General features: G+C 71.4%; 1 protein-coding gene. It reads left to right on the forward strand.

Going from position 1 to position 4445, the window contains the following annotated elements; translation table 11 throughout:
• Nucleotides 1-1579: 1579 nt before the first annotated feature.
• A partial coding sequence (locus ACFVT5_RS39390) for a hypothetical protein (RefSeq protein WP_389898499.1) occupies nt 1580-4445 on the forward strand: 2866 nt, incomplete at its 3' end.

Consider the following 4445-nt stretch of genomic DNA (forward strand, 5'->3'; position numbering starts at 1 on the left):
GGCATCGGGAGCGGGTGGGAAGTCGTCGGGGGGTTCGCGTCCCGGTTATGACCGGCCCGCTGGGATCGCTGACTTTCCCGGTAGGTCGCCCGACGGTGACAGGGGTTCGGGTGCCGGCGGCGGCAACCTGCGCACCAACCGCGGCAGTGGCAGTACCACGCAAGTCGAGACACCGTCCCTGGGTAATCGCCATGGAGGTGGCAGGGGTGCCGGCCCCCGGATCGACACTCGGCCTGGTGCGGAGGACGGCCGTTCGTCCTCGTCCGCCAAGGAGCAGTCCTCGGAGACGACAAGCCCGAAGTCGGACCAGAGAACGGCGGAGTCCACGTCGGCCCCCACCTCGTCGCGGCCGGACGAAGCGCCTGAGACTGCGTTGTCGGAGTCCAGGTCCGCTACGTCTACGGCGTCTGGGTCGGAGGTGGCGCCGCCCAGGACCGCGTTGTCGGAGCCCGGGTCGACGCAGCGGATGAGCGGCCCGCAGGACAGCCCGCATCACGCGCCCGCCGAGGTCGACGGTGCTCCGTCGCGTGGGGCGGGGGATGGCTCCAAGTCTGGTGCGAGGTCGCCGAGTCCGTCCGTTCCGGACGGTCAGCGGTCGGGTGCCGGTGAGGGCAACCTGCGCGCCAACAACGGGGGTGGCGGTGTCACCTACACCACAACGCACTCTTCGGGCGACCAGCCCGCCGGCCAGAGGGGCGCCCGGTCCGGCGGAGATGATGCCCGTCCGCCGTCGTCCCGCACCTCGCAGTCTTCCGGGAACGGTTCCAGGAACCTCGGCCCCGACGAATCGGGGCAGGGTCCGGCCGGCCGTGACGAAGGGCGGGACTTGTCCCCGGCTGAGGCCAGGAAGCCGGATGCCCAAGTCGCGGATGGGCGCCGTGTTGACGGCTCCGCTGTCGAACGGCGGGGCACCTCGGACCGGCCCGTCACGGAATCCCTCGTCTCATCGGAGCACCGCGGCTCCGGCCCGAAGGCCGGGGACAACGTCCGTCCGTCCTCGCCCGACAAGGCGCGGCCTTCCGGGAAGACCGCCGACCCGAAGGCCGGTCCCTCGCGGCCGTCGTCGACAGGCGACACCGTCACCCACTCGGCCAGAACACCGGAGGGTGACCGGCTCGGTGCACCCAGTGCGGGGAACAGCCCCGTCAGGGAGGCCGGGGACGGGACCCCCATGCGTACCCCGGGACAGACGGACCACATCGTGCCCCCCTCCGACCCATCGCACGAAATGCCGGTGTCTCCCATGCCCGCGACGACGCCGGACAGGGGCACGGCCGGTCCGATTGCCGCGTCGCGGGTGGAGGGCTCCACCTCGTCCGAGCCGGTCGGCACGCCGCCGCGTGCGGCGGACCCCGGCACCGGCGCGGAGCGGGGCGGGCGTACGAGCGGACACCAGGAGGGCGGCGAGGTTCCGGTCCCCCGTCGGGACACAGGCACGGCGCCCGCCACGGGCATCGCTCCTGTGCCGGACGCTCCTTCCCCCGGTCACCGTCACCCGGGCTCCGCGCGTTTCGATATCGATGCCGCCCGGACGCGGCTCGCGGATCCGGGTGTGTCACCGGAACGCCGGGAGGAGTCTGTGCTCTGGGCCGAACGCGCGGTGTTTGACCGCATTGAGCAAGTCGCACCGGATCAGAACCCCTTGGGTGTCGTGGCGCGGCCCGAGGAGGTCGTGGAACTCGTCGCCGCAGAGCACCTGCGCGCCGGGCACCTGCCGGCGACGGCCCTGCTGGGCTCCCTCGTCAGGGGCCCCGAGATCGCCGCACAGCCCGCAGCGCAGCCGCAGCCCCGGCCGGAGCCCGAGGCCGGCGCGCGGCCGCAACCGGACTCCGAGCAACTGCCGGCTCTGCCGGTGCCGGACGGGAGGGGTGCCGGCACCGCGGCGCCAGAGGCCGTTCCGCCCGCAGGCAGCATCGTCCCCACCGCGCCCACGTCCTCTGCAGAGTCGACACCGATCGGCTTCGCCTCGGGTCCGGTGGCCGCGTCCGGTGCGGAGGCCGTCCTGCCCGGGTCCTCGGAGGAGTCTCCGGAATCCTCCTCGTCCCCGGTGCCGGGCTCTGCTGGGGAAGGGGACGACCGGCTGGGGTCGGAGTCTGAGGAACCGGACGTTCTCTTCGCGCCGCCGGCTCGTCGGGTGGGGCTGGATCCGATTCATGGCTGGCCGACGATCTCGGCGAGTGGCGGGTCGCGCCGTTCTTCCGCGTTGCGTGCCATTGATCGGGCGGTGTCGCGGTTGCCGCACAATGCCGGGGATGAGGATTTGCGGCGTGTGCTGGTCAGTGTGACGGAATGGAAGAGTGACAAGACGCCGGAGAGCAGGCGATGGGATGCTGTTTCGCGTCTGGAGGCGGCGGTCCGCGACAGGCTGGATCAGCTTGCCACTCCGGCGCGTGTTTCCGTCCGTGACAGGGTGGAGCAGCGTGCTTCCGGGCGCACTCCTGTGCGCGGGGGCTATTCCGCTCAGCCTGGGCCTTCTTCGCTGCGAGGTGAGCCGCCTGTTGTGGCGCCGCTGGTCTCTGCCGCTCCGGGAGCGGTGGAGGGGTTCGGTCCGGCCAGTGGGTTGGAGGCCGAGCTGCACCGGTACCGGGTGGAGCTGCCCCGTGGCGCGGAGGTCGAGGAGTTCGGCGACATTGTGGAGCTGCCCGGGCTTCTGACGATCACGTTGGACAAGGCTGGGGGAGTGCCGGTCCCTGAGATCGTCACGAAGCCGGCTCGTGGTCTGGTGCGAGGGCCGGCGGACGGCCGGGCCGAACGGTCCGAGGTGGACGCGGCCGTCAACGACGTGATGTTCCGGCTCCGGCACGCGAGGCCGGGAGCGAGAATCGGGCAGATCTTCCCCGAATCGGCAGGATATGTAGTGGATCCCCTCGCGGAGGATCTGCCGGTAAGGATCAACGAGGCCGGATACGCGACGCTGGTGCATCACACGGCGACCGCTCCGACCTCACGACTCGTGGCGTTCATCGAACACGTCAGGGGCCGTATGCGGCGCGAGTCCCCACCCGTGCAGATCGCTCATGCGGATGCGGGCGACGGCCTTGCATTCGGTGCCTGGGCCCGTCAGGACTTCGCACGCTGGCTCAGCCAATACCCGCGCTGGGCCGATGCCGCGAACCCGTGGGACGGCGACGAACTGGAAGGCGCGCTCGCGCTCGGATACACCCAGGTCGCCGCCACTGTGCGAGGAGCAACGCTCGACTGGACACAGCGGCCGAAGGACCTCACTGCGGTGGCCTCCCGCGATTCTCTCGCGGCCGTGAGGAGCAGCCTTGGTGAGGGGCCCCGCGCGTACCTTGAGGATCGGGCGCGGAGCATCGCCGCCCGCTTCGCCGAGACCGTCGGCAGGGGCGGGAGCGTCCTCGACCTGCCGCTGACCATGTCACGCGGCCCGTTGCGCGCGACGGTCGGCCAGTACCTCGACAACCTGCTCCTGCACGGGCCGGAACGATTCGTGAGCCAGTACGAGGCACTGGGGATCCGTACCGACTTCCGCACACTGGATGCCAATCCCGACCGCCAAGGTCGGGCGCTTATTGTTCCTGCCGTCGTGAGGCTGGAGGCCCGGAGCTACGCGTCGACGGAGCAGACTCCGCAGACCATCGCGCGCGACAGCGACACCCTGGCGGTCCTCTCCCTCAACCTTTACAACGAGGCGAGGCTGGATCGCGGACTGCCGCCGGTCGGCCGGCCCCTCGCCCCCGCCCAGCCCGACTTCCTGTTCGCGCCGCCCGCCACGACTGCGCCGTCAGTACGACCGGCCGGCAACACGGTGCCGGCGGAACCCGCCCCTGCCCCTGCCCCGTCACCCACCCCTCTCCCGCCCGCTCTCGTGGAGACGGCGGCCAGGCTCGTCGCGATGGACGCGGACGCGCGGGCACGGGAACTGGCGTCGCTGCCGCAGCGGGACCGGGAGCTGCTGGCGACCGACCCGGGGTTCGTTGAGCAGGCGCGCGCCGGTTTGTCCGTGGAGGACTTCACGGCAGTGGCGGCGCGTTTGCTGGTCGTCGTTCCTGACGGTGTGGAACAGCCCGATGCTGCCCGGGAGGAAGCGGAAGCCCTGGTCGCGGACATGCTCGCCGATCCGCAGATCACGGTGGCGTTGCTGACCGGGGGCAGTCGCCTCGTCGTGGTGCCCCGGAACCGGCCGATGACGTCGCTCGACGAGTTCGCCGAGCTCAGGGGCCGCCACCATTCCGGAGAAGGCCGGTCGCTCGACGCCGCACGGGGACTGTACTACCGCCGCCGCATGGTCGGCGTCGGCGAGGAGAACCTGCTGGGTGAGACCACCGACCTGCTCGGCGACGACGCCTACTCCCTTGCCCGTCGGCGGGCGCACGCGATCGAGTCGCTGTTGAGCGCCGAGGACCGGCAGTTGATCGTCGACGTGTACGAGGTGAAGGCTGCCGCGAATCCGCCTGCTCAGTGGCCGGACGGGCCTGGCCCCG

Origin of the sequence: Streptomyces sp. NPDC058001, assembly GCF_042886315.1 — a bacterium.
In the GTDB taxonomy this organism is placed as follows: domain Bacteria; phylum Actinomycetota; class Actinomycetes; order Streptomycetales; family Streptomycetaceae; genus Streptomyces.